General features: G+C 67.3%; 20 protein-coding genes. 7 read left to right on the top strand and 13 right to left on the bottom strand.

What is annotated here, in order from left to right; translation table 11 throughout:
- Positions 1–85 precede the first annotated feature (85 nt).
- Together ACX9MO_RS11320 and ACX9MO_RS11315 are read right to left on the bottom strand one after the other, a co-directional pair.
- Complete coding sequence (locus ACX9MO_RS11320; protein WP_462211913.1) at positions 86–1,687, bottom strand: ABC transporter substrate-binding protein; 1,602 nt, start codon at positions 1,685–1,687, stop codon at positions 86–88.
- Positions 1,688–1,738: 51 nt separating this feature from the next.
- A complete protein-coding gene (locus ACX9MO_RS11315) occupies positions 1,739–2,800 on the bottom strand; it encodes a dipeptidase (RefSeq protein ID WP_462211912.1) in 1,062 nt (353 codons plus the stop codon).
- A gap of 468 nt (positions 2,801–3,268) precedes the next feature.
- On the opposite strand from ACX9MO_RS11315, the gene ACX9MO_RS11310 reads away from it, so the two are divergent.
- The 3 genes from ACX9MO_RS11310 to ACX9MO_RS11300 all read left to right on the top strand — a co-directional run bounded on the left by ACX9MO_RS11310 (position 3,269) and on the right by ACX9MO_RS11300 (position 7,690).
- A complete protein-coding gene (locus ACX9MO_RS11310; RefSeq protein ID WP_462211911.1) occupies positions 3,269–4,396 on the top strand; it encodes a THUMP domain-containing class I SAM-dependent RNA methyltransferase in 1,128 nt (375 codons plus the stop codon).
- A gap of 170 nt (positions 4,397–4,566) precedes the next feature.
- Positions 4,567–5,742: an efflux RND transporter periplasmic adaptor subunit gene (locus tag ACX9MO_RS11305; protein WP_462211910.1), complete on the top strand. Its 1,176-nt coding sequence runs from the start codon at positions 4,567–4,569 to the stop codon at positions 5,740–5,742.
- A 1-nt stretch (position 5,743) separates the two neighbouring features.
- Entirely contained in the window at positions 5,744–7,690 is a 1,947-nt protein-coding gene (locus tag ACX9MO_RS11300; protein WP_462211909.1) for a MacB family efflux pump subunit, read from the top strand.
- Positions 7,691–7,891: 201 nt separating this feature from the next.
- Here the strand turns inward: ACX9MO_RS11300 and pcaF are convergent, their stop codons facing one another.
- Genes pcaF through ACX9MO_RS11285 form a run of 3 tightly spaced genes read right to left on the bottom strand, consistent with a single transcriptional unit; the run spans position 7,892 to position 10,485 of the window.
- Positions 7,892–9,091, bottom strand: a complete 1,200-nt coding sequence (gene pcaF, locus ACX9MO_RS11295) for a 3-oxoadipyl-CoA thiolase (protein ID WP_462211908.1) — start codon at positions 9,089–9,091, stop codon at positions 7,892–7,894.
- Between the two features lie 12 nt (positions 9,092–9,103).
- Positions 9,104–9,778: a 3-oxoacid CoA-transferase subunit B gene (locus ACX9MO_RS11290; protein WP_462214446.1), complete on the bottom strand. Its 675-nt coding sequence runs from the start codon at positions 9,776–9,778 to the stop codon at positions 9,104–9,106.
- Positions 9,778–10,485, bottom strand: a complete 708-nt coding sequence (locus tag ACX9MO_RS11285) for a 3-oxoacid CoA-transferase subunit A (RefSeq protein WP_462211907.1) — start codon at positions 10,483–10,485, stop codon at positions 9,778–9,780. The genes ACX9MO_RS11290 and ACX9MO_RS11285 overlap by 1 nt, the downstream gene beginning before the upstream one ends.
- 130 nt (positions 10,486–10,615) lie before the next feature.
- Here ACX9MO_RS11285 and ACX9MO_RS11280 point away from each other — a divergent pair, with 130 nt between their 5' ends.
- Complete coding sequence (locus ACX9MO_RS11280) at positions 10,616–11,377, top strand: IclR family transcriptional regulator domain-containing protein (protein ID WP_462211906.1); 762 nt, start codon at positions 10,616–10,618, stop codon at positions 11,375–11,377.
- 240 nt (positions 11,378–11,617) lie between these two features.
- On the top strand, positions 11,618–12,382 hold the full coding sequence (fabI, locus tag ACX9MO_RS11275; protein ID WP_462211905.1) for an enoyl-ACP reductase FabI: 765 nt from the start codon (positions 11,618–11,620) through the stop codon (positions 12,380–12,382).
- 83 nt (positions 12,383–12,465) lie between these two features.
- Here fabI and ACX9MO_RS11270 read toward each other — a convergent pair whose 3' ends face one another.
- Entirely contained in the window at positions 12,466–13,197 is a 732-nt protein-coding gene (locus ACX9MO_RS11270; RefSeq protein ID WP_462211904.1) for a TetR/AcrR family transcriptional regulator, read from the bottom strand.
- Positions 13,198–13,365: 168 nt separating this feature from the next.
- On the opposite strand from ACX9MO_RS11270, the gene ACX9MO_RS11265 reads away from it, so the two are divergent.
- Together ACX9MO_RS11265 and ACX9MO_RS11260 are read left to right on the top strand one after the other, a co-directional pair.
- Complete coding sequence (locus ACX9MO_RS11265; protein ID WP_462211903.1) at positions 13,366–14,661, top strand: aspartate aminotransferase family protein; 1,296 nt, start codon at positions 13,366–13,368, stop codon at positions 14,659–14,661.
- Between the two features lies 1 nt (position 14,662).
- On the top strand, positions 14,663–15,709 hold the full coding sequence (locus tag ACX9MO_RS11260; protein ID WP_462211902.1) for a phosphotriesterase family protein: 1,047 nt from the start codon (positions 14,663–14,665) through the stop codon (positions 15,707–15,709).
- Positions 15,710–15,840: 131 nt separating this feature from the next.
- Here the strand turns inward: ACX9MO_RS11260 and ACX9MO_RS11255 are convergent, their stop codons facing one another.
- The 7 genes from ACX9MO_RS11255 to ACX9MO_RS11225 all read right to left on the bottom strand — a co-directional run bounded on the left by ACX9MO_RS11255 (position 15,841) and on the right by ACX9MO_RS11225 (position 23,524).
- On the bottom strand, positions 15,841–17,145 hold the full coding sequence (locus ACX9MO_RS11255; protein WP_462211901.1) for an MFS transporter: 1,305 nt from the start codon (positions 17,143–17,145) through the stop codon (positions 15,841–15,843).
- 266 nt (positions 17,146–17,411) lie between these two features.
- Positions 17,412–17,666 (bottom strand): YjhX family toxin, encoded by a 255-nt coding sequence (locus ACX9MO_RS11250; protein ID WP_462211900.1) that lies wholly within the window; start codon positions 17,664–17,666, stop codon positions 17,412–17,414.
- Between the two features lie 269 nt (positions 17,667–17,935).
- On the bottom strand, positions 17,936–19,597 hold the full coding sequence (locus tag ACX9MO_RS11245) for an amidohydrolase (protein WP_462211899.1): 1,662 nt from the start codon (positions 19,595–19,597) through the stop codon (positions 17,936–17,938).
- A gap of 77 nt (positions 19,598–19,674) precedes the next feature.
- Complete coding sequence (locus ACX9MO_RS11240; RefSeq protein WP_462211898.1) at positions 19,675–20,703, bottom strand: ABC transporter substrate-binding protein; 1,029 nt, start codon at positions 20,701–20,703, stop codon at positions 19,675–19,677.
- A gap of 32 nt (positions 20,704–20,735) precedes the next feature.
- Complete coding sequence (locus tag ACX9MO_RS11235; protein ID WP_222493501.1) at positions 20,736–21,536, bottom strand: ABC transporter permease; 801 nt, start codon at positions 21,534–21,536, stop codon at positions 20,736–20,738.
- Entirely contained in the window at positions 21,529–22,443 is a 915-nt protein-coding gene (locus ACX9MO_RS11230; protein ID WP_462211897.1) for an ABC transporter permease, read from the bottom strand. Before ACX9MO_RS11230 ends, ACX9MO_RS11235 begins: the two co-directional genes overlap by 8 nt.
- A gap of 4 nt (positions 22,444–22,447) precedes the next feature.
- The gene (locus ACX9MO_RS11225; RefSeq protein WP_462211896.1) at positions 22,448–23,524 is read right to left on the bottom strand and encodes an ABC transporter ATP-binding protein; all 1,077 of its coding nucleotides are present in this window, start codon (positions 23,522–23,524) and stop codon (positions 22,448–22,450) included.
- Positions 23,525–23,887 lie beyond the last annotated feature (363 nt).

The following is a 23,887-nucleotide window of genomic DNA, read 5'->3' as shown; positions in this document are numbered from 1 at the left end:
TCAGCGTCTTGCGGAGCCACGAGGGGACGGGCAGCCTGCGCTGCCCGCCCGTCTGGGATGTTGTCTGTGCCACTGTCTCTGCGACTTACTTCGTGATGACCCAGTAGGAGACGGCGGTGGTTGCCCCACCGGCCACGAAGTTCTCCACGTTGGCGGCCATGGCGTTCTGTTCGATCTGCTGGAACATCATGCCGAAGGGGCTGACCTGCTGGAACTCCTTCTGAAGCTCGAGATACATCTCTTTCCGCTTCTCGGTGTCGTTCTCGACCACGGCGGCGAGGGTCTCTTCGCTCATCTCGGGGATGCCCCAGGCGTTACGCCATGCCAGCAGGCCGGTTGCGCCCGCTTCATCCGCGTTGTCGGGGTTGTAGGCGAAGGTGCCGGCGTTGGTGTTGGGGTCGGGATAGTCCGGGCCCCAGGCGCCGACGTAGATGTCATGCTCGCGCGCACGGTAGCGGTCGAGGGTCTGGGCGCCGGTGCCGACGATCAGTTCCACGTTGATGCCGATCTGGCCCCAGGTGTTCTGAAGCGACTGCGCGATGTCGATCCGCTCCTGCGCTTCGCGCACCGAGATCTTCAGGTCGAACCCATCGGGATAGCCGCTTTCGGCCATCAGCGATTTCGCCTTCTCGATGTCGAAGCTGAAGGGCTTGTCTTCCAGCGCGCCGAGGAAGGTCAGCGGCAGGAAGGCCTGGTGCACGGTGTACTGCCCCTTGAGGAAGCTGTCGGCCATGCCCTTGTAATCGACAGCGAGTTTCATCGCCTCGAGGACCTTGGGATCGGTCAGCGCCTCGACCTTCTGGTTCGCGGACCAGTACATCAGGCGGCCGCGCAGCTCGTCCACGACCTTGACGTCGGCGTTGCCTTCGAGGCCGGCCACGTCTTCGGGCGAGAGGTTGCGCGCGATGTCGATGTCACCGCGTTCCAGCTGCAGACGCTGGGTGGCGGATTCCTGGATGTGCTGCACGATCACCCGTTTCATCGCCGGCTCGTCGCCGCCGTAGTTCGGGTTCAGGTCCATCATGACCGACTCGTTCGGCTTCCAGTCCATGACCTTGTACGGGCCCGAGCCGGCGGTATTGGTGCGCAGCCACGCGTTGCCCATGTCGCCGTCGGTCTCGTTCGCCATGACGGTTTCGCTGTCGACGATGCCGCCGATGGTGGCGGTCAGGCAGTTGAGCACGAAGGACAGCGCGTATTGCTTGTCGAGCGTGATGACGAGGGTCTTGTCATCGGTCGCCTTGATCGTGTCCTCGACGTTGTCGGCGGTGAAGCCGAACTGGGTCAGGATGAACGAGGGCGTCTTGTTCAGCAGCACCGCGCGGCGCAGCGAGAATTCCGCGTCCTTGGCCGTCACCGGGTTGCCGGAGGCGAAGACATGGCCCTCCGACATGGTGAAGGTGATGGTCTTGCCGTCCTCGGAGACCTCCCAGCTGGCGGCCAGCTGCGGCGCATAGCCCGCGTCGAGGTCGAGCGGGTCGAAGTTCACCAGTTTCTCGTAGACGTTGCGCGACACGTCGGCGCCCGCGAACTCGAAGCTTTCCGCCGGGTCGAAGGTCTTGATGTCGTCGATCCGGTTCGCGATCACCAGCATGTTCGGCGGCGTTTCCGCGAAGGCGGGCATCGCGACGCTGCCGAGCAGCGTGGCGACCAGCGCCGCCTTGCCGAAGGTGGTAAACGTTTTCATTGGTACTCTCCCTGTGGTTTGTCGGGTTTTGGTGAAACCTTTACGGTTTTCTCATGCGCCCCAGGTTTTCCTGAGAACGCGCATCCAGTTGCCGTAGCAAAGCTTGTCTATCAGCGCCGCGTCGACCCCGTGGGCCCGCATCGCTTCGCGCAGGGCGGGCAGCCCCGCGATATCCTTGATCCCCTCCGGAATGGTGGCGCCGTCGAAGTCCGAGCCCATGCCGACACGGTCCTCGCCCAGCATTTTGATCAGATGGTCAAGATGCTGCATCATCACGTCAAGGGAAAAGTCGCCATCCATCTGGCCATCCGGCCGCAGGAAGCCCGAGGCGAAGTTGATGCCCACCATGCCGTCGCTTTCCGCGATGACCGAAAGCTGCCGGTCCGTGAGGTTGCGGGCATGGGGGCAGATCGCCCAGGCGTTGGAGTGAGTCGCCACCAGCGGCGCATCCGACAGGGCCGCCACGTCGTCGAAGCCCTTCTCGTTCATATGCGACAGGTCCAGCATGATGCCGAGCGTGTTGCACTCCTTCACCAGCGCCTTGCCGGCCTCGGTCAACCCGCCGCCGATGTCCGGCGAGGACGGGTAGCGGAAGGGCACGCCCTCGGCGAAGATCGTCGGGCGGCTCCAGACCGGGCCCAGCGACCGCAGGCCGCGGGCATGAAGCTGGTGCAGCGCCTCCATGTCGGGGCCGATCGCCTCGGCGCCCTCGATGTGGCGCACGCAGGCCATGGCATCGCCCGGCAGCGCGGCTTCCAGTTCGGCCACCGTGGTGCAGGTCTTGATGACCCCCGCCGCTTCCAGTTCGTCGAAGTGATCGAACCCCTTCAGCGTTTCCTTGAGCGCCATCTGCTGGTCCAGCATCGCGGGCAGCGGCAGGTCGTATTCCGCCGCGCGCATCGCGTCCTTCGCCAGCGAGTTGTCGGCGGGGCTGGGCACGAAGATCGCGAAGAACCCGCCGGCAAAGCCGCCCACGCGGCTGCGCGGCAGGTCGATGTGGCCGTCTTCGAGGCCTTCGGCGACCTGTGCGGCGGTGACCTTGCCGGTCAGCAAGCGCAGGACGAGATCATTGTGGCCGTCGAAGATGAGGGGCTGGGTGGCGTCGGTGGGCATTTTGTTCAGACTTTCGCGTGGTGGGGGAATGTGGCACCGGCCTTTTGACCGATGCAAAGATGACGTCGCGGCTGCGGTCGTCGTGACGTTCAGGCAAAACCCGTTGTCAGGCCGGAGCCGCCGGCAAACCGGGCCCGGACGCGCCGGGACAGGCGCGGCGCACCCCGCCCGGAGGCGTTTTCGCGGCCGGCGGGGCGCGACGAACCGGTCGGGTCTCCCGGTCCGCAGCAGATACGGAGGGGCCGGTGATGTGGTCTGCCATAGGGGTCTCCTGCGCAGGGGCGTCCTGCCCCGACCGGACAGGGGATCGGGGCGCGGGCGCGGGACTCGCTGCGGGCCAGCCTATCGGCGCGGGATGCCTTGCCAAGGGGGCGGGGCGGAAAAAACATGCGACAGGCATGTACCTGCGACCGATCCGGGCAGGCGTTTCCCTCTCGCCCCCTGCCCCGCAACCGGATAGAAGGCCCCATGACCCAGACCGCCACCGCCCCGACCGATTACAAGATCTTCCTTTCCTGCCCGCCGGGGCTGGAGGCGCTCCTGCTCGACGAGGTGCGCGAGGCGGGGTTCAAGGGCGCCACGCAGCTGCCCGGCGGCGTCACCTGCCGGGGCGGCTGGCCCGAGGTCTGGCGCGCCAACCTCGAGCTGCGCGGCGCCAGCCGCGTGCTGGTGCGGATCGGTGAGTTCCGCGCCTTCCACCTTGCCCAGCTCGACAAGCGGTCGCGGAAATTCCCGTGGGCGGACGTGCTGCGCGCCGATGTGCCGCTGCGGGTGGAGACGACGACGCAGAAGTCCAAGATCTACCACGCCGGGGCCGCGACCCAGCGGATCGAGACCGCGCTGAAGGAAAGCCTCGGCGCCACGATCTCTCCCGAGGCGTCGCTGGTGCTGAAGGTGCGGATCGACGACAACCTCGTGACCTTCAGCGTCGACACCTCCGGCGAGGGGCTGCACAAGCGCGGCCACAAGACGGCGGTGGTGAAGGCCCCCATGCGCGAGACGATGGCCGCCCTGCTGCTGCGCGGCTGCGGCTATACCGGGGACGAGCCGGTGCTGGACCCGATGTGCGGATCGGGCACCTTCCCGATCGAGGCGGCGGAAATCGCGCTCGGGCTTCAGCCCGGCCGCGCCCGGCGCTTCGCCTTCGAGGACCTCGCCACCTATGACGCCGCCGCCTGCGAGGCCCTGCGCCGCAGCGGCCCCGCGCGCGACACGGCGCAGGTCTTCTACGGCTCCGACCGGGATCAGGGCGCGGTGCGGGCCTCCACCGCCAATGCAGAGCGCGCGGGCGTGGCCGGGATCACCCGGTTCCATTGCGCGCCCCTCAGCGAGGTGCAGCGCCCCGAGGGCCCGCCGGGCCTCGTCATGATCAACCCGCCCTACGGCACGCGGATCGGCAACCGGAAGATGCTCTTCGCACTCCACGGCGCCATGGGCACGGTGCTCAAGGAACGCTTCAGCGGCTGGCGCGTGGGCATCGTGACCTCGGACGCGGGGCTGGCCAAGGCCACCGCCCTGCCCTTCCTGCCCACGCAGGCGCCGATTGCCCATGGCGGGCTGAAGGTCACGCTGTTCCGCACCGATCCCCTGCCCTGATGCTTGCCTGATCCGGGCGTCATACGGCCCGACTTGGCCACGTCTCAGCCCTACCGTTCAGCACTCCACCCCCGCCGCGTCCCGTGACGCGGCGTCACGGTTCCGACGGAATACGCCCCGCCCTGCGTGTCACGTCACGATGGAACCGGAACGCGGGGAAAGGCTGCCGGATGCCCAAATATCTGAAAATCGCGATCGTGCTGCTGCTTCTCGGGGGCGGCGGCTATGCCGTCTGGAGCCAGTTTTTCAAGCCTGAGCCGCCGGTACAGCTGACCACCGCGCCCGTCGCCCGGGGCACCGTCGAGGAAACCGTCCTTGCCTCCGGGATCATCGAGGCGCAGCAGCTGATCTCGGTCGGGGCGCGGGTCTCCGGTCAGGTCGAGACGCTGGCCGTGACCTTGGGCCAGCAGGTGCAGGAAGGCGACCTGATCGCCCAGATCGACAATCAGGACCAGCAGAACGACGTGCTTCAGGCCAAGGCGGACCTCGCCCAGATCGAGGCCCAGATCGCCGCGAACGAAGCCAACCTGCGCAAGGCGCAGCTGCTGCTGGAGCGGGCCGAAAAGCTGCAGGCCCAGAATTATACCTCGCAGGTGGACGTGGAGAGCGCGACCGCCGACGTGCAGGTCTACAAGGCCGATCTGGCCGCGCTCGCCGCCCAGAAGGACAAGGCCGAGGTCACCGTCTCCACCGCGCAGATCGCACTGGACCGCACCCGGATCACCGCGCCGATCACTGGCACCGTCGTCGCCATCGTGGTGAACGAGGGCCAGACGGTGAACGCCAACACAGATGCACCGACGATCGTGAAGCTGGCCAACCTCGACCAGATGGTCGTGAAGGCCGAGATCTCGGAGGCCGACGTGGTCCATGTGCGCGCCGGTCAGGAGGTGCGCTTCACCATCCTCGGCGAGCCGGAGCAGCAGTTCACCGCCACCGTGCGCGACGTGGAACCCGCACCTTCCGAGATCAAGGACAGCGACACGATCTCGACCGACGAGGCGATCTACTACAACGGGCTCTTCGACGTGGAGAACCCGGATCATACCCTGCGGATCGGGATGACGACGCAAGTCTCCATCGTGCTGGACCGCGCCGAGGGCGCGCTGACCCTGCCCGCCGCCGCGCTGAAGGGCTCGGCCCGCAGCGGCTATACGGTGCAGGTGGTGGACCCGGCAACCGGCGCACCGCGCAGCGTGGCGGTCGAGGTCGGGCTGAACAACAAGGTCACGGCGCAGATCACCTCCGGCCTCTCCGAGGGCGACCGCGTGGTGACCGGCGCGGCCGTGGCAGCGGCCAGCAGCACATCGTCGAGCCGCGGGGGCCCGCGCCCGATGGGGTTCTGACATGACCGATCCGCTGATTTCCGTCCGCGGCATCACCCGCAGCTTCCAGGCGGGATCGGAGACGATCACCGTGCTGCGCGACGTGGACCTCGACATTCATCCCGGCGAACTGGTGGCGATCATCGGGGCCTCCGGCTCGGGCAAGTCGACGCTGATGAACATCCTCGGCTGTCTCGACCGGGCCACCAGCGGCACCTACCACTTCGACGGGCAGGACGTATCCCGGCTGGAGCCCGACGAACTGGCCCGGCTGCGGCGCGAGCATTTCGGCTTCATCTTCCAGCGCTATCAACTGCTGCCCGATCTCGACGCCGTGGGCAACGTGGAGGTGCCCGCGATCTACGCCGGCGAGACCCGCGCCAGCCGCCGTGACCGCGCCGCCGACCTGCTGGCGCAACTGGGGCTGGAAAGCCGCCTCGACCACCGCCCCTCGGAGCTGTCGGGCGGCCAGCAGCAGCGAGTGTCCGTCGCGCGGGCGCTGATGAACGGCGGCGAGGTGATCCTCGCGGACGAGCCCACCGGCGCGCTCGACACCAAGTCGAGCGCCGAACTCATCGCCCTGCTGCTGGACCTGAACGCCCGCGGCCACACGATCGTCATGGTGACCCACGACCCCGAGGTCGCCGCCCACGCCCACCGGGTGATCGAGATCAGCGACGGGCGCATCACCGCGGACACCCGCAAGCAGGGCGACGCCCCGGCCCAGCCCGAGCGCCTGCCCCGAAGGCCCCGGACGAGCGGCCCGATGGCCGGGCTGCTGCGCCTGAAGGAGGCCGCGACCATGTCGCTGCGCGCCATGCTGGCGCATCGGCTGCGCAGCTTCCTGACCATGCTGGGGATCATCATCGGCATCGCCTCGGTGGTGCTGGTGGTTGCGCTCGGCACCGGGAGCCAGGAGAAGATCCTCGAGGACATCTCCTCGCTCGGCACCAACACGATCACCGTGCGGGCGGGCAGTGGCTTCGGCGCGCGGGGGGCCAGCCGGATCAAGACGCTGGTGCCGGCGGATGCGGATGCGCTGAGCCTTCAGGACTATGCGCTCGGCGTCTCGCCTGCGGTCTCCTCCTCGGCCTCGGTGATCTACGGCAATACCGAGGCCACGGCCACGATCAACGGCGTCAGCGGCGACTACTTCGACGTGCATTCCTACCAGACCGTCACCGGCAGCGTCTTCGACGCCGCGCTGGTGACCGACCGGGCACAGGTCGCGGTGATCGACGAGGACACACGCGACACCTTCTTCGCAAGCGGGCAGGACCCTATCGGCGAGGTGCTCCTGCTGGGCCGGGTGCCGGTGCGGGTGATCGGGGTGGTGCGCTCCTCCGGGGCCAGTTTCGGCCCCTCCTCGCTGAACGTCTGGGTGCCCTATACCACCTCGATGTCGCGGATCACCGGACAGGACAACGTGGACAGCATCGGCGTCCGGGTCTCGGACGACTACGACATGGCCACCGCAGAGGCGCAGATCGAGGCGCTGATGTTGCAGCGGCACGGGACCAAGGACTTCTTCCTGCAGAACTCCGACACGATCCGCGCGACGATCACCTCCACCACCCAGACCATGACGCTGCTGGTGGCGATGATCGCCGTGATCTCGCTGATCGTGGGCGGCATCGGGGTGATGAACATCATGCTGGTCTCGGTGACCGAACGGACGAAAGAGATCGGCGTGCGGATCGCCATCGGCGCGCGGCGCTCGGACATCGTGAGCCAGTTCCTGATCGAGGCGGTTCTGGTCTGCCTCGTGGGCGGGGTGCTGGGGGTACTGGCCGCGCTTGCGGGCGGTGCGCTGGTGAGCGAGCTCAACGCCGACCTGCGGCTCAGCTTCTCTCTGGTGGCGATGCTGGCGGCCTTCCTCTCCTCGACGCTGATCGGGGTGACCTTCGGCTTCCTGCCCGCCCGCTCGGCCGCGCAACTCGACCCGGTGGAGGCGCTGAGCCGCGAGTGAGGTGCCCGCCGTTTTCTGCGCAGAAAACGGTCCGGAAAATGCGCATTTTCCGGTCAGGGGCGCGGGCCGCCCGCCCGGGGCGCGGAAAATTCTTCGAAGAATTTTCCCAAGATTTTTCGAAAATTCTTGGATGCCGAATGGAGAGGGAAACGCAAAAGGCCCCGGTTTCCCGGGGCCTTTTCCCAGTCCGTGAGGCGTGCCTCAGACGGCTTCCAGCGCGATGGCGATGCCCTGGCCCACGCCGATGCACATGCAGGCCAGCGCCCGCTTGCCGCCGTTCAGCTTCATCTCGAGCGCGGCGGTGCCGGTGATCCGGGCGCCCGACATGCCGAGCGGGTGGCCAAGCGCGATGGCGCCGCCGTTGGGGTTCACCCGGGCATCATCGTCGGCCACGCCGAGGTCGCGCAGCGTGGCAAGACCTTGGGACGCGAAGGCCTCGTTCAGCTCGATCACGTCGAAGTCGTCGATCTTCAGGCCGAGGCGCGCCATCAGCTTCTTCGAGGCAGGCGCGGGACCGAAGCCCATGATGCGCGGCGCGACACCGGCGGTGGCCCCGCCGAGGACGCGGGCGATCGGGGTCAGCCCGTGGCTCTTGATCGCGGCTTCCGAGGCGAGGATCAGCGCAGCCGCGCCATCGTTCACGCCCGAGGCGTTGCCCGCCGTCACCGACCCGCCTTCGCGGAAGGGTGTCGGCAGCTTGGCCAGCTTCTCCAGCGTGGTCTCGCGCGGATGCTCATCCGTGGTGAAGACGATCGGGTCCTTCTTGCGCTGCGGGATGGTCACCGGGGTGATCTCCTTGGCCAGACGGCCCGAGGCGATGGCCGCGGCGGCCTTCTGCTGCGAGCGCAGGGCAAAGGCGTCCTGGTCCTCGCGCGAGATGTTGAAGTCCTCGGCCACGTTCTCGCCCGTCTCGGGCATCGAATCCACGCCGTACTGCTTCTTCATCAGCGGGTTGACGAAGCGCCAGCCGATCGTGGTGTCGAAGACCTCGTTCGAGCGGCTGAAGGCGGTGGTGGCCTTGGGCATCACGAAGGGCGCGCGGGTCATGCTTTCGACGCCGCCGGCCACGATCAGCTCGGCCTCGCCGGCCTTGATCGCGCGGGCGCCGGTGATGATCGCATCCATGCCGGAGCCGCAGAGCCGGTTGATCGTGCCGCCGGGCACGCTCTCGGGCAGGCCCGCCAGCAGCGAGGACATGCGCGCCACGTTGCGGTTGTCTTCGCCGGCCTGGTTGGCGCAGCCGAAGAGCACCTCGTCGACAGCGGTCCAGTCGAAGTCATGGGCCGCCATCAGGGCCTTGAGCGGGACCGCCCCAAGGTCATCGGCCCGCACCGGGGCCAGCGTGCCGCCGAAGCGGCCGATGGGGGTGCGGGTATAGGCGCAAATGTAAACGTCGGTCATCTCTACTCCTCCTCAGAGTTCCGGCACGACGAGGTCACCGACCTCGCCCTGGGTCTTCAGCTCGGCCCCGGTGACGGCCTGCAGCTCGTCGAAGCTGATCTGCGGCAGCTTCTCGCGCAGGACGAAATGGCCGTCCTCGATGTCGACCACGGCGAGCGAGGTGTAGACCCGGGTCACGCATTGCACGCCGGTCAGCGGGAAGGTGCAGGTCTCGACCAGCTTGGGATCGCCGTTCTTGGTGACGTGATCGGTGATCACCGCCACGCGCCGGGCCCCGTGCACGAGGTCCATGGCCCCGCCCACGGCGGGCACGCCCTTGTTGCCCACGCGCCAGTTGGCGAGGTCACCGGTCTGGGCCACCTGCAGCGCGCCGAGGATCGCCACGTCGAGGTGGCCACCGCGCACCATCGAGAAGCTGTCGGCATGGTGGAAGAAGGCAGCGCCCGGCTTCAGCGTCACGGCCTTCTTGCCGGCGTTGATCAGGTCCCAGTCCTCTTCGCCCGGTTTCGGCGCGGGACCGAAGCCCAGCACACCGTTCTCGGAGTGGAACACCGGCTCGCGGCCCTCGACGGTGAATTGCGCCACCTTCTCGGGGAAGCCGATGCCGAGGTTCACGTAGGCGCCGTCCTCGATGTCCTGCGCGGCGCGCCAGGCGATCTGGTCGTTGGAAAGTTTGATATCGTCCATCATGCGTAGGTCGCTCCCGAACGGATCAGCTGTTCTTCCTGCTGCGGGTTCGGCACTTCGACGACGCGGTTGACGAAGATGCCGGGGGTGATCACCTGCTCGGCGTCGATCCCGCCGACCGGCACGATCTTGGACACCTGCGCGATGGTGGTGGTCGCCGCCATGCACATGATCGGGTTGAAGTTCCGCGCGGCCAGCCGGTAGGTCAGGTTGCCCATGGCTTCGCCCAGCTCGGCCTTGACCAGCGCATAGTCGGCCTTGAGCCAGCGTTCCTGCACATAGGGCCGCCCGTCGAACTCGTGGACCGGTTTGCCCTCGGCCAGCTCGGTCCCGTAGGAGGTCGGCGTGTAGAAGGCCGGGATCCCTGCGCCCGCGGCGCGGATACGCTCGGCCAGCGTGCCCTGCGGCACCAGCTCCAGCTCGATCTCGCCGGCGAGGTAGCGCTCGGTGAAGGCGCGCGGGTCCGACGACTTGGGGAAGGAGCAGATCATCTTCCGCACCATGCCGGCGTCGATCATCGCGGCGATCCCGATCCGGCCGGTGCCTGCGTTGTTGTTGATCACGGTCAGGTCCTTGGGACCGGCGTCGATCAGGGCGTGGATCAGCTCTACCGGCGCGCCGGAGCCGCCGAAGCCGCCGATCATGACCGTGGCGCCGTCGGGGATATCCGCGACGGTCTCCGCCAGGGTGGCGAGTGTCTTGTCCATGGCATTCTCCTCTGTCGCGGCCGCCCGGAAGGCCGCCGCAGCGGCATGTTGCTAGCCGCGTCGCAGCGCCATGACCATCGCTCCCGTGCGCATATTGACATTTGTTCATACTGCGGCTTCGTTTGTGCGCATGGTGAACAAGTCGACCGATTTCATCGCCTCGCTGGCGAAAGGGCTGCAGGTGATCGAGTGTTTCAGCGCCGATCACCCCCGGCTGTCCATCTCGGAGGCGGCCGAGTCGACGGGGCTCGACCGGGCCACGGCGCGGCGATGCCTGCTGACGCTGCACCGGCTGGGCTATGCGGATTACGACGGCAAGTTCTTCCAGCTGACACCCCGGGTGATGCGGCTGGGGATGGGGGCGCTGGCCGCCCTGCCCCTGCCCCATATCGTGCAGCCGTGGCTGGACCAGCTTTCGGACCAGATCGGACAATCCACCTCGGTCTCGATCCTCGACGAGACGGAGATCGTCTACCTCGCCCGTGCGGCGCAGCGCCGGGTGATGTCGATCGGCCTGATGCCCGGCTCGCGCCTGCCCGCCCATTGCACCTCGATGGGGCGCATCCTGCTGGCCGCCCTGCCCGAGGAGGAGGCCCGCGCGGTGATCGAACGCTCCGACCTCAGCCCGCGCACGCCGCGCTCGCTCAGCGACCCGGAAGAGATCATGGCCCGGCTGGCGCAGGTCCGCGCCGAGGGCTATGCCGTCATCGACCAGGAGATCGAACTGGGCCTGCGGTCGCTGGCGATCCCGCTCTACAACAGCGCGGGCCGGGTCGTGGCGGCGCTGAACACCGGCTTTGCCGCCACCCAGGACGGGCCCGAGACGGTGGTGGCGGAGTTCCTGCCGCCGCTGCTGAAGGTGCAGGCGGGGCTGCGGCGCGTACTGCCCTGAGCCAAGGCGGCCCGCAGTAGCCCCCTGCCTCGGACGGACGCCCTTCCTGCGGAACGCCCGGAAGAGACAGCGAAGATACCGGGACGCCCCGAACTGCTTCAGCAGGCAGCAACCCGCCCCGGAAAGCGGCAGCCCGCGGGCCCGCCGCAGACTTACGCCGCGTTGCGGCATTTTTCTTTACGCGTTTGTCACCGCCGCGCGCGACACAGGGGCTGTCAGTTGCCAGTCCGGAGGTCCCCCATGTTCTCGCTCGCAGGCCGCAAGGCGCTCATCGTCGGTATCGCAAACGACCAGTCGGTCGCCTGGGGCTGCGCCAAGGCGCTGAAGGAGGCCGGCGCCGAGCTGGCCGTGACCTACCTGAACGCCAAGGCCGAGCCCCATGTCCGCCCCCTGGCCGAGGCCCTGGGCGCCAAGGTCATCGCCCCGCTCGACGTGACCGAAGAGGCCCAGATCGACGCGCTCTTCGATACGCTGACGGCGGAGTGGGGACAGCTCGACATCCTGCTGCATTCCATCGCCTACTGCCCGAAGGAGGACCTCCACGGCCGTGTCACCGATTGCTCGCGCGCGGGCTTCCAGACCGCGATGGACATCTCCGTGGGCTCCTTCCTGCATCTCGTGCGCAAGTCCGAGCCGCTGATGACCGCGGGCGGCAGCTGTATGACGGTCAGCTATTACGGGGCCGAGAAGGTGGTGGAGAACTACAACGTCATGGGCCCGGTGAAGGCCGCGCTGGAATCCGTCACCAAGTACATGGCCGCCGAACTGGGCGAAAAGGGCATCCGGGTGAACGCCCTCTCCCCCGGCCCGCTGAAGACCCGCGCGGCCAGCGGCATCGGCCATTTCGACGACCTGCTGGCGCAGAACGCCGAGAAGGTGCCGATGCACCACCTCGCCACGCTGGACGACGTGGGGGCCTATGCGGCCTTCCTCGCCTCGGACGGGGCCAAGACGATCACCGGCGACGTGCATTACATCGACGGCGGCTATCACATCGTCGGCTGACCCGACGCCGCGCGACCATCGCACGCAACGACAAACGGCCCGGACCAGCGAGGTCCGGGCCGTCCTTGTTCAGACCGATGGTGTCAGACCGTGAGGGCCCGGATGCCCGCGATCATCACCTCCGTGAAGGTGTCGAAACTGTCGTCCATGGGCTTGGTCGCGCCGTTTTCCCACCGCAGGATGAAACTGCGGTTCTCCATCCGCGACCGCATGGCGTGCAGATGCGGATGCCGCTCGGCGTCGATCCCGCCGAGGACCTCCTTCATGCGGCTGTCCCAGCCCGCGTCCGACTGCGCGGGCACGAGGGCGAACTCCTGCGTCACGAAGCCGACCATGCCGCCCATCACGCTGTTGTAGGCCTGCACCATCCGATGCTCCGGCACGCCCGCCTCTTCCAGCCGGGTCAGCAGGGCCTCGATCATGTCGAGGTTGCCGGAGACATTGGAGATCAGCTGCCCGCCGATCAGCGGCGCCACGTTCGGATGCCGCGCAATGGCCGCCCGGAAGCGGTGCATGTAGTCCCGCAGCCAGTCTTCCCAATGCGGCGCATGCGCCGGCACCACGTCCGAGAGCACCTCGGCCACCACGGCGCGCACGAGGTCGTGCCGCTTGGGATAATGCCAGTAGAGCGCCATGGGCGTCACGCCCAGACCCTTGGCCAGCTGCCGCATCGAGAAGGCCTCCAGCCCGTCGCTGTCGATCACCTCGATCGCCTTCGCCAGCACCTTTTCCGGTGATAGTTCTGCACGCCCGGCGCGTTTGCGCATCCCGTCGTGCCCGGCGTCGCCGACGCCCGTCCCCGTTCCATCCGCCATGGAGCTCCCCCTTCATGGTCGTATTTTCCCCAAGTCTACAGGGTATGGCCGCAATTGATGCAAGTCTAGCGCCATGTGTCGCGCTATGGCGTCAAAGGGGATTGCCAGAACAATATACGCCGTATAGCGATGAGGGATCGCCCTGTTTTTCCAGTGAGAGGTCCCGGTATGACAGCATCCCTGCCCAACAGCGCCCTTGGCCGCGCCTTCAGTGCTGCACAGGCGTGCTACGAGGACACCCGCGCCACCAGCCATGCGCGACTGGAGCAGGCCCGCGCGGTGATGCCCGGGGGCAATACCCGCTCCTCGCTCTGGTCCGGCCCCTTCCCGCTCTGCATCGCCTCCGGGGAGGGCTGCCGGCTGACCGATGTGGACGGCCACAGCTTCGTCGATTTCCTCGGTGAGTTCACGGCCGGCATCTTCGGCCATTCCTCGCCCCTGCTGGCACAGGCGGTGGCCGAGGCCCATGACAAGGGCATCAGCCTCTCCTCCCACAGCGAGGCCGAGATCGGGCTGGCGGAGCGTCTGGTGGCGCGCTTCCCCTCGATGGAGCTGCTGCGCTTCTGCAATTCGGGGACCGAGGCCAACCTGATGGCCGTGGCCCTCGCCAAGGCCGTGACCGGGCGGGGCCGCATCGTGGTCTTCGACGGCGGCTACCACGGCGGGCTGATGAGCTTCGGCGGCGGCGGGTCGCCCGTGAACGCCCCCCATGACTGGCTGGTGCTGCCTTTCAACAACGTCGCCGCGCTGGAGGCTGCTTTCGAGGGGGGGCCGGAGATCGCCGCTCTGGTGGTGGAGCCGATGCTGGGCGCGGGCGGCTGCATTCCCGCCACACGGGCGTTTCTCGAAGCGGCGCGGCGCCTGACGGCCGAGGCCGGGGCGGTGCTGATCTTCGACGAGGTGCAGACCGCGCGGATGGCGCTTGGCGGGATGCAGGACCGGCTGAGAATCACCCCGGACCTGACGGTCATCGGCAAGTTCTTCGGCGGCGGGCTGGCCTTCGGCGCCTTCGGCGGGCGACGGGATCTGATGGCCCGCTTCGATCCCGCGCAGCCCGGCGCCCTGCCCCACGCGGGCACCTTCAACAACAACACGCTGACCATGTCGGCGGGGATCGCCGCCTGCGACCACCTGCTGACGGGTGAGGCGCTGGAGGCCCTCTTCAACCGGGGCGAGGCCTTCCGCACCGCCCTGTCAGAGCTTTTCACGCGCCATGCAGCGCCATACCGTGTCTCGGGCCTCGGCTCGATCATGAACATCCACGGCGTCGCGGCCCTGCCCGAACGCGCCGAGATGCTGCGCCGGCTGCTCCAGTTCGAGATGCTGGAGGCGGGCTACTACTTCGCCGCGCGCGGGCTCATTGCGCTCTCGCTGCCGCTGGGTCAGGAAGAGACGCAGGGATTTCTTGCGGCGGCAGAGGCCTTCCTGCTGAGCCACCGCGACATGCTGACAGAGGAGGCCTGAGATGGCGCTGACCCGTTCCGACCTGACCGGCAAGGTCCAGACCGTCACCGGGCTGATCGACCCCGACGACCTCGGGCAGGTGCTGATGCACGAGCATCTCTTCATCGACCTGACGCCGCCGCATCTGGCGCAGGAAGACATGCGGCACGAGCCGCTCGACATCTGCAACTGCTTCCGGGCGCGCTACGGGCAGGAGTTCTTCTCGGACGAGTTCCGGATCGAGAGCGAGGACATCGTCGTCGCCGAATTGACGGAGATGAAGAAGGCAGGCGGGCGCACCGTGGTGGATCTGACCGTCGGCGGCCTCGGCCCCCGGCCTGCCATGCTGCGCTCCGTGTCGGAGCGCACCGGGCTGCCGATCGTCATGGGCTCGGGCCACTATGTGAACGCCTACCAGGACGCGGCCAATGCCGACCGGTCGGCCGAGAGCTTCGCGGAGGAGATCACCGGCCAGATCCTCGATCGCGCCTGGGGCGACAGTGCCCGGGCGGGCATCATCGGCGAGATCGGCTGCCAGACACCCTGGACCGGTCAGGAGAAGCTGGTGATGGAGGGCGCGCTTGCGGCGCAGGCGGCCACCGGGGCCGCGCTCAACGTCCACCCGGGGCGGATGAAGGATCAGCCGCAGGAGGTGGCCGCCTTCTGCGCCGCGCGGGGCGCGCCGATGGGCCGCGTGATCCTCAGCCATATCGACCGGACGATCTTCGACGAGGACACGCTCTTCCGTCTCGCCGATACAGGCGTGGTGATCGAATACGATCTCTTCGGCTGGGAGACGACCTACTACTGGCCCAACCCGGACATCGACCTGCCCAACGACGGCGTGCGCCTGAAATGGCTGCGCAAGCTGATCGCGCGCGGGCACCTCGACCAGATCCTGATCAGCCACGACATCTGCACCAAGGGGCGGCTGGAGCGGTTCGGCGGGCATGGTTTCCAGCATATCTTTGCCAACGTCCTGCCGCTGATGCGGCGGCGCGGCTTCACCGAGGCGGAGATCACCCGGATCATGGTCGATACGCCGCGCAGGCTGCTGACCTTCGCCTGAGCCCGGCACGGGCAGGCGTCGGTTGTCATCGGACGACATGCGGCCAAGACGCAAAAGGCCGCCCCGGGGGGCGGCCTTTCTGTTTGTCTCGACCTGTCGGGCCTGGAACTGGGCCCGCAGTCAGGCCCGGATCACACCTTGCCCTTCGCCGAGGCGAAGATGCAGAGCAGCGTGATCAGCGCGGCGGCCAGCAGGTAGTAGCCGACGTAGGCCATGCCGTAGTTCGACTGCAGGTAGGTCGCGATGTAGGGCGCCAGCGAGGCCCCGAAGATCCCCGCGAAGTTGAAGGTGATCGACGAGCCGGTGTAGCGCACATGGGTCGGGAAGGGCGCGGCAAGCGCGGTCCCGATCAGGCCGTAGGTCAGGCCCATGAGCAGCATCGCCAGCGTCACGAAGGCAAAGATGCGGCCTTCGTTGTCGGTCATCAGCACCGGCACGAGGAAGGAGAAGAGCGCGATCAGGATCGTGGTCACGGTCAGCACCTGACGACGGCCGAAGCGATCTGCCAGCTTGCCCGCCACCGGGATGAAGAGACCGAAGACGATCGCCCCCCAGAGCTGGATTTCCAGCGCGTCGAGGAAGGGAATGCCCACGACCTTGACGTTGTAGGACAGCAGGTAGGCGGTGCCGATGTAGAACAGTACGAAAGTCGCCAGCGCCACGAAGGTCCCCAGCACGAGGCTGACCTTGTGGTTCTTGAACACCTCGACCACGGGCACGGAGACCCGCTCTTCCTTCTCGATGGCCTTCTGGAAGTCCGGCGTTTCGGTGATCGACAGACGCACCCACATGCCGACCACGATCAGCACGATCGAGGACAGGAAGGGCACGCGCCAGCCCCAGGACAGCAGGTCTTCCTGCGGCATGAAGTGCAGCAGGATCCAGAACATGCCGGAGGACAGGAAGAGGCCCACGGGCGCGCCGAGCTGCGGGAACATCCCGTACCAGCTGCGCTTGCCCTCGGGGGCGTTTTCGGTCGCCATCAGCACGGCGCCGCCCCACTCCCCGCCGAGGCCGAAGCCCTGGCCGAAGCGGCAGAGCGCCAGCAGCAGCGGCGCGACGACGCCGATGGTTTCGTAGGTCGGCAGCAGGCCGATCACCACGGTCGAGATGCCCATCGTCAGCAGGGCCGCGACCAGCGTGGCCTTGCGGCCGATGCGGTCGCCGTAGTGGCCAAAGACGATCGCGCCGAAGGGACGGGCGAAGAAGGCGATGGAGAAGGTCGCGAAGGAGGCCAGAAGCGCGGTCATCGGATCGCTGTTGGGGAAGAACAGCGACGGGAAGACCAGCACGGCGGCGGTCGCGTAGACGTAGAAATCGAAGAATTCGATGGTGGTGCCGATGAGGCTGGCCAGCAGGACGCGGGCCGGGGAGTTGGACGGCGTCGCGGTCCTTGCCGCACCAGCGGGCACCTCGAGGGTGGTACCGTTGGGCATGGGAGGGATTCCAGTTTCGTTAAAGTCGTATCCATTGCGGAAACACGGCTCGTTAACGCAAGGTTGGAACGCCTGTAACCCGTATAGCGCATGAAAATTGCCGTCGCATAACGGGGTTGCGCAAAACGCCGCAGCCTGCACGGGGCATGGGGCGGCATTTCGCGGGGCGGGGGCTGTTCCGGGTGGATCGGGGCGGCCAACAGCTGGGAGGCAAGCCCAACGCCTGCCTCCCGCTCTGCCGGGCCCCGGCGCTTCCGCGCGGCGGCTCAGCGGTTGTCGGGCTGGCTGCGCACTGCGCGCCGGCCCCGGTCCGAGATCCGGTAAGGCTGCGCGTTGGTCGAGGCGATCAGCCTCTTGCGCCGCAGCTTGCCGAAGACCTCGAGCGTGAAATCCGCGAGGACGAAACCGTCGCGGGTGAAGCAGAGGACGGCGGCAATGCGTGCACCCTCGCGTTCATGGCGGATGCAGCCGCCCTGTGCCAGCACGTGAAGCACGCGCTGTTCCTGTCGTGATATGTTCATGATGGTTGCCTGTGTCAGACGCGATGGGGGCACGGGCACACCCGGCCTCGCCGGGGCGCTGTGCGGCTGGCGTTCCCGGTCTTTCCGGAAACTCAGCGGGTCTGAACAAGCTCCAACATCTACAATTCCATGCAGGCCGCGCCCCGATGGCGGGCGCCGGCGGTGTCTGGTGCCAAGATGGGCAGCCCCCCTGCCCCGGTCAAGCGCGGCAGCTGGCCGCAGGGCGGATCGCGGCCCGCCCCGCGGCGCGCGCCCCCCGGCATCAGGCCTCAGGCCTCCCAGGTCACCTGCCCGCCGCAGAGGGTCAGCTGGGCACTGGCCTTGGTGATCTCCTCGGGGTCCAGCGCCTCGAGGTCGTGGGAGAGCATCACAACGTCTGCCAGCATCCCGGGCTTCAGCTGCCCCAGCCGATCCTCCTGGAACCCGACCCAGGCGTTGTCGGCGGTGTAGCTTTTCAGCGTGTCGAAGAGCGACTGGCGCTGGTCCTTCCACGGCGCGGGCATCGCAAGCGGCGCGACGGCGGCCTTGATCGTGCGCATCACGTCCACCGGGATCACCGGCCAGTCGGTCGAGAAGCAGACCCGCGCGCCGCTCTCGCGGATGTCCTGCCACGCGAAGGCCAGCGGGATCTGATCCGCGTGCAGCCGCTCATCCAGACCGTGGGGCGGGAAGTAGCCCCCGCGCGGCGCATGGCCGGGCTGGATCGAGGCCACGACACCCAGTTCCGCGAAGCGCGGCAGGTCGTCGGGACGCAGCGTCTCGACATGTTCGATGCGGTGGCGGCTGTCTCGCACCCCGTTGGCCGCCTGCGCGGCCTCATAGGCATCGAGGGTCTGGCGCACGGCCCGGTCACCGATGGCATGGACCGCGATCTGGAAGCCCGCCGCATCGGCCCGGGCAATCGCCGCGTTGAAGTGATCGGTCTCGAAGATCGCGTCGCCGATGCTCTCGCTGTTCGGATAGGGCCGCAGCATCAGCGCGGTGCCGCTCTCCACCACGCCATCCATGAAGAACTTCACCCGGTTGCACCAGACACGGTCACCGGTGAAACGGCGGCGCATTTCCGCGGCCTCCTCGAACCGGTCGAGGGGATCGAAATTCTTGTAGTGGAACGGGATCTCGGTCCGGCAGAGCAGCCGCCCGTCGGCGTCGAGATCCTGCAGCAACTCGGCAGTGTAGAAATTGCCGTCCATGTTGTGCAGCCCGGTGATCCCCTGACGGGCGCAGTGTTTCAGCCCGCGCGCCAGCACGTCGCGGTCCATCGCGCGTTCCGCCGGGCCCGCGCCCTCGGGGTCCGCGCCGGTCACCATGCCCATCAGCTCCCGCCCGCCATAGCGGGTGCAGCGCAGCACCGGCCCGAAGGCCCCGGATTCGCGCAGCTCGCCGGCGGCAAGTCCGTCCGCGCCCATGACGATTTCCGAGCCCTTCTCGACCGCACCGCCCTGCAGGACGCCCCCCATCTCCAGCGCCTTCGTATTGGCCCACATGGTGTGATGATCCGGGGCGAAGATGGCGAAGGGCCGGTCGGGCAGCACCCGGTCGAGATCGTGGCGCGTGGTCTGATGCCCCGCCCCGAAGATCGCGTACTCGGCCATGATGGCAAAGACGACCTCGCCCGCCGGGCAGGTTTCGGCATAGGCGCGGACCTTCTCGGTCACCGCGTCGAAGCCCGTCACGCCGAAGAGGTCGAGGTAGTCGAGCTCGGCCGAGCCGCCGAAGAGGTGCACATGGCTGTCGATGATGCCGGGCAGCACCGTCGCCTGCCCCGCGTCCACGATCCGGGTGCCGCGCCCGGCCAGCATGCGGATCGCGTCGGTCGTGCCGACGGCCATGATGCGGCCATCCGCGATGGCGAGCGCCTCGGCCATGGGGCGCGCCGGGTCGAAGGTCATGAGGCGGCCGTTGGCAATGATCAGGTCGGGGGTCTGCATGGGGCGCTCCGTCAAGGTAGGGGCAGACGAGACGGGGCGCAGGACCGTGGCCCTGCGCCCCCAGATACATCAGAAGATCACTTCTGCAGTTCGGTCCAGATGGCGGTGTAGATCTTCTGCACCTCGGGCGGACAGACGATCGACACGACACCGGCGGCCTTCAGCTCGTCCGGCACCACCACCTCGGGCGCGGCGGACATGACCTCGTCCATGTATTGCTCCGACCCGGCGATGCCGTTGGCATAGCGGGCGAAGTTCGACAGCATGGCCGCGTTTTCGGGGTCCATGATGAAGTTCAGGAACAGCTTGGCGTTCTCCACGTTCTGCGCGTCGGCGAGGATCGCGGCGTTGTCCATCCAGATCGGGTAGCCGGTCTGGGGATAGCCGAAGGCGATGTCCTCGTTCTGGAGCCGCGCCCGCAGCGAGGCACCGTTCCAGTTCACGCCCGCGGCGAGGTCGCCCTTGGCGTATTTCTCGATGTTGCCGTAGTCCATGGAGAGCCAGGATTTCTTGGCCTCGACGAGGGTGTCGCGCACCTTCATCAGCACCTCCTTGTCGCCGGTGCACTGCTCCCCACCAAGCGCGAAGATGGCGAGACGCATCACGTCCATCATCTCGGGGACGACGTTGATCTTGCCCTTCAGCTCTTCCGGCGGGTTCAGGATCAGGTCGGCGGTGTTGATGTCGCCGCCATAGACCGCGGTGTTCACGGTGATGCCGACGGTGCCCCATTGCCACGGAACGGTGTACTTGCGGCCCGGATCGAAGGGCACGTCGACCCACTGCGGGTCCATGTTCTTGAAGTTCTCCATCTCGCTCGGCATGGACTCCATCAGCAGACCTTCCTCGATGAAGATCGGCACATAGGTCCCCGAGGGCACGACGATGTCGAAGCCGTGGCCACCGGCCTTGATCTTGGCCAGCGCGGTGTCGTTGCTGTCGTAGTCGGTGATCGTGACCTTGACGTCGAATTCCTTCTCGAACTTCTCGATCATCTCGGGGCTGGTGTAATTGCCCCAGTTGTAGAGGTTCAGCACCCCTTCGGCATGGGCCGGAACGGTCAGGCCGATGGCGGCGGCAGTGGACAGAAGCAGCGTCCGTTTCATGTGGTTACTCCCAGTTGGATGGTTGGACCGGATCATTTTCGCGTCCGGCTGAGGAAGAAGAAGGCCACCACCAGAATGATGGAGGCGGCAAGCAACGCGGTGGAAATCGCGTTGACCTCGGGCGTGATGTTCCGCCGCAGCTGGCCCAGCATGTAGGTCGGCAGGGTGTCCTGCCCGGCGGATTTCACGAATTCGGTGATCACCACGTCATCCAGCGAGATGACGAAGGCCAGCATGGCACCGGCGAGGATGCCCGGGAACAGCTGCGGCAGGGTGATGCGGCGGAAGGTCTGCCACGGCGTCGCGTAGAGGTCCGAGGCCGCCTGTTCCAGCGTCAGGTCCATGCCCTGCAGCCGCGCCCGGATCGGCATGTAGGCGAAGGGAATGCAGAAGGCCGCGTGGGCGAGGATCAGGTACCACAACCCGGTGTAGCCGGTCTGGACCTTGATCATGGCAAAGAAGATCAGCAGCGACACGGCGGTCACGATCTCGGGCACCATGAGGGGCTGGTTGATCAGGGCAAAGACCGCCCCCTGCCCGCGCCACGGCTTGACCCGCGTGGTGGCCAGCGCCGCCAGCACCGCCGCCGTGGTCGCCAGCGCCGAGGCCGCCGAGGCGATGACGACCGAGCGGATGGTGGCCGCCTGCACGGCCTCGTTTTCCCACGCGCTTGCGTACCAGCGCAGCGAGAAGCCCTCCCACAGCGCGATGGAGGAGCCGGCGTTGAAGGAATAGACCACCAGCAGGATGATCGGCAGGTAAAGCAGCACGAAGCAGAGGATGGCGAGGGGCGTGAACCCGGTCTGCTTGCGGATGTCGAAGGGTTTAGCCATGGCTCTTCTCCCCGTCCTGACCGGCGGCACGCACGTAGAAGAGCAGCGCCACCATGACGATCGCCAGCAGCGTCAGCGACAGCGCGGCCCCCAGCGGCCAGTTGCGGCCCTGTCCGAACTGCAGCTCGATCAGGTTGCCCAGCATCAGGTTCTTGCCGCCGCCCAGCACGCGGGGCGTCACATAGGCCCCGAGGCAGGGCACGAAGACGAGGATCGAGCCCGCGATGACGCCCGGCTTCACCAGCGGGACGATCACCTTGGAGAGGACCTTCCACCGGGTCGCGTAGAGGTCATAGCCCGCCTCGACCAGCGAGAAGTCGAACCGCTCCATCGAGGCGTAGATCGGCAGGACCATCAACGGCAGGTAGACATAGACCATGCCCAGCATGATCGAGAACTCGGTGAAGAGCATCTGGATCGGCGCGTCGATGATCCCCAGCCACAGCAGCAGCGTGTTCACCGTGCCCTCGGCCCGGATCAGTTCCATGATCGCGAAGGTGCGGATCAGCAGGTTGGTCCAGAACGGGATCATGATCAGCAGCATCCATGCATCCCGGCTGCGCTTGGGCCGCGTCGCGATGAAATAGGCCGTCGGGAAGCCGAAGACGAAGGCGGCCACCGTGGTCATCAGCGACAGCTTGAGCGAGCGCCAGAAGATCGACAGGTGGGCATCGGCGAAGGTCAGCTCCTCGGTGAAGAAGTCCCGCTCCATCACCACGGAGAACCACGCGTTCCACGAGAAGTCTGGCTTCACCCCGCCGTAGTCGCCCGGCGTGAGGAAGGAATAGACCACGACGATCAGCAGCGGGCCTGCGGCGGCGAAGATCAGGATCAGCAGCGCCGGACTGAGCAGAAGCCAGCGGTTGCGGCGTTCCGTGGCGCGGCGGGCGGCGGACAGGTCGCTCATGGCCTCAATCCTTCAGCAGCTGGCCGACGCCGGGGGCGAGGTGGATGCCCACCCGGTCGCCCTGCGTGAAGGCATGGGCCATGTCCGGCGTGTTCTGCTGGCGCAGGGTGAACGCCGCGCCATCGGCCAGCGTGACGTGGTAATGGGTATCGGTGCCGAAATAGACCACCTGCGACAGCAGCCCCTCCATCACCCCCTGCCCCGCCGGGACGAGGCGCGCATGTTCCGGCCGGGTCGCCAGCGTGGCCGCGCCCATGCCGGTGCCCGCCTCGGCGGCCCCGCGCGCCGTGGTCTCGGCCCCTCCGGCAAGGCGCACGCGGGCGGCGTCGCCGGTGATCTCCAGCACCTCGACGTCGAGGAAGTTCGTATCCCCGATGAAATCCGCCACGAAGCGTTCGGCCGGCTGGTCGTAGATGTCACGCGCGCCGCCGATCTGCCGGATCTCACCCGCGTTCATCACGGCGATCCGGTCGGACATGGTCAGCGCCTCTTCCTGATCGTGGGTGACGAAGACGAAGGTGATCCCGGTTTCGGTCTGCAGGCGCTTCAGCTCCAGTTGCATGTCCTTGCGCAGCTTGAAGTCGAGTGCCGAGAGCGGCTCGTCCAGCAGCAGCACCTGTGGACGCGGGGCCAGCGCCCGGGCCAGCGCCACCCGCTGCTGTTGCCCGCCCGAGATCTGGCCGGTCTGGCGGTCCGCCATGGGCGTCATCCGCACCAGTTCCAGCATCTCCTCGACGGTGGCCTTCACCTCGCGCTTGGGCTTGCCCAGCATCTCGAGGCCGAAGGCGATGTTCTGCGCGACGGTCATGTGCGGGAAGAGCGCGTAATTCTGGAACACCGTGTTCACCGGGCGCTTGTAGGGCGGGCTTTGCAGGATGTCCTTGCCACCCAGCCGGATCGACCCGCTGGAGGGATCGACGAAACCCGCGATGGTGCGCAGAAGCGTGGTCTTGCCGCAGCCCGAGGGCCCCAGCAGGGTGAAGAACTCGTTATCCTTGATCGTGACCGACACGTCGTCGAGGGCGCGGAAGGCGCTCTTGCCTTCGCCGTAAATCTTGGTGACGTTTTCGATCTCGATCATCGGCACATGTCCTTTCCGGTCTCTGCTCGGGTCCCAGCCCTGGTCCCGGATCGGGCCCCGACTCTGGCTCCGGCACTGGTTCCAACGGCGGGTCCGCCGCCGCGCGCGACAGGCGCGCAATCCGGCCCCGCCTGTCCCAATGGAGGGCCGCCACGGGCCCGCTCCTGCCGGCATTGCGGCAAACTCCCGACACAAAATCAACGATTAACAATTCCTTGACAGCTCACCGGAGGTAGTTTGCCTACAAATGACCTAGGCCCAGCGGGCCCGGAGCCTGAACAGGCGGATCGTGACGCTGCGGCGCGGGCCCGGGCGCAGCGCCCAAAAATCGGGCAATGAGCCGATATCCCGGGGGGCCCATGC

This window comes from Pseudooceanicola profundus, from assembly GCF_054919315.1.
The sequence above is the reverse complement of the archived record's forward strand: the minus strand, read 5'-3'. Positions and strand labels throughout refer to the sequence as shown.

Excerpts from the sequence above, each read along its gene's own strand:
- ACX9MO_RS11320 (WP_462211913.1), bottom strand. The coding sequence starts at position 1,687 with ATGAAAACGTTTACCACCTTCGGCAAGGCGGCGCTGGTCGCCACGCTG.
- ACX9MO_RS11315 (WP_462211912.1), bottom strand. The coding sequence starts at position 2,800 with ATGCCCACCGACGCCACCCAGCCCCTCATCTTCGACGGCCACAATGAT.
- ACX9MO_RS11310 (WP_462211911.1), top strand. The coding sequence starts at position 3,269 with ATGACCCAGACCGCCACCGCCCCGACCGATTACAAGATCTTCCTTTCC.
- ACX9MO_RS11305 (WP_462211910.1), top strand. The coding sequence starts at position 4,567 with ATGCCCAAATATCTGAAAATCGCGATCGTGCTGCTGCTTCTCGGGGGC.
- ACX9MO_RS11300 (WP_462211909.1), top strand. The coding sequence starts at position 5,744 with ATGACCGATCCGCTGATTTCCGTCCGCGGCATCACCCGCAGCTTCCAG.
- pcaF (WP_462211908.1), bottom strand. The coding sequence starts at position 9,091 with ATGACCGACGTTTACATTTGCGCCTATACCCGCACCCCCATCGGCCGC.
- ACX9MO_RS11290 (WP_462214446.1), bottom strand. The coding sequence starts at position 9,778 with ATGGACGATATCAAACTTTCCAACGACCAGATCGCCTGGCGCGCCGCG.
- ACX9MO_RS11285 (WP_462211907.1), bottom strand. The coding sequence starts at position 10,485 with ATGGACAAGACACTCGCCACCCTGGCGGAGACCGTCGCGGATATCCCC.
- ACX9MO_RS11280 (WP_462211906.1), top strand. The coding sequence starts at position 10,616 with ATGGTGAACAAGTCGACCGATTTCATCGCCTCGCTGGCGAAAGGGCTG.
- fabI (WP_462211905.1), top strand. The coding sequence starts at position 11,618 with ATGTTCTCGCTCGCAGGCCGCAAGGCGCTCATCGTCGGTATCGCAAAC.
- ACX9MO_RS11270 (WP_462211904.1), bottom strand. The coding sequence starts at position 13,197 with ATGGCGGATGGAACGGGGACGGGCGTCGGCGACGCCGGGCACGACGGG.
- ACX9MO_RS11265 (WP_462211903.1), top strand. The coding sequence starts at position 13,366 with ATGACAGCATCCCTGCCCAACAGCGCCCTTGGCCGCGCCTTCAGTGCT.
- ACX9MO_RS11260 (WP_462211902.1), top strand. The coding sequence starts at position 14,663 with ATGGCGCTGACCCGTTCCGACCTGACCGGCAAGGTCCAGACCGTCACC.
- ACX9MO_RS11255 (WP_462211901.1), bottom strand. The coding sequence starts at position 17,145 with ATGCCCAACGGTACCACCCTCGAGGTGCCCGCTGGTGCGGCAAGGACC.
- ACX9MO_RS11250 (WP_462211900.1), bottom strand. The coding sequence starts at position 17,666 with ATGAACATATCACGACAGGAACAGCGCGTGCTTCACGTGCTGGCACAG.
- ACX9MO_RS11245 (WP_462211899.1), bottom strand. The coding sequence starts at position 19,597 with ATGCAGACCCCCGACCTGATCATTGCCAACGGCCGCCTCATGACCTTC.
- ACX9MO_RS11240 (WP_462211898.1), bottom strand. The coding sequence starts at position 20,703 with ATGAAACGGACGCTGCTTCTGTCCACTGCCGCCGCCATCGGCCTGACC.
- ACX9MO_RS11235 (WP_222493501.1), bottom strand. The coding sequence starts at position 21,536 with ATGGCTAAACCCTTCGACATCCGCAAGCAGACCGGGTTCACGCCCCTC.
- ACX9MO_RS11230 (WP_462211897.1), bottom strand. The coding sequence starts at position 22,443 with ATGAGCGACCTGTCCGCCGCCCGCCGCGCCACGGAACGCCGCAACCGC.
- ACX9MO_RS11225 (WP_462211896.1), bottom strand. The coding sequence starts at position 23,524 with ATGATCGAGATCGAAAACGTCACCAAGATTTACGGCGAAGGCAAGAGC.